1 protein-coding gene and 1 pseudogene are annotated in these 359 nt (G+C 61.0%); both read left to right on the top strand.

From position 1 onward, the window contains the following. Positions 1-212 (top strand): dihydrofolate reductase family protein (locus tag CCN51_RS50915; RefSeq protein ID WP_211303346.1); only part of this gene is annotated, 212 nt, incomplete at its 5' end. An 82-nt stretch (positions 213-294) separates the two neighbouring features. After that, positions 295-359, top strand: a pseudogene (locus tag CCN51_RS58900) (indole-3-glycerol phosphate synthase); the annotation flags it as partial.

The raw sequence follows: 359 nt of genomic DNA, 5'->3' as shown, positions 1-359 counted from the left end.
TGTCGGAGGGCGGGCCGAAGCTGCTCGGGCAGTTCGCGGCGGCGGGGGTGCTGGACGAGCTGTGTCTGTCGCTGGCCCCGCTGATCGCGGCGGGCGACGCGGAGCGGATCGTCAAGGGCCCGGAGCTGGTGGAACCGGAACGGTTCACCCTCTTTTCCATCCTGGAGGACGCCGGGTTTCTTTTCACCAGCTACCGTCGTAAGCGGCAATAAGACGATAATTGGTCTTAGTTAAAAAAGGAATATACGGAATAAATCCCACGAGAGGGCGCCGGCAGTGTTCACGAGCGTATTGATGATCGAGAAGCCCCTGAGCCCCGTCGACGTGGAATTCGTCACGACCTTGCACGGCGACGACGA

Origin of the sequence: Streptomyces milbemycinicus (genome assembly GCF_002154605.1) — a bacterium.
In the GTDB taxonomy this organism is placed as follows: Bacteria; Actinomycetota; Actinomycetes; order Streptomycetales; family Streptomycetaceae; genus Streptomyces; species Streptomyces milbemycinicus.
This window is presented reverse-complemented; position numbering and strand designations above follow the sequence as displayed.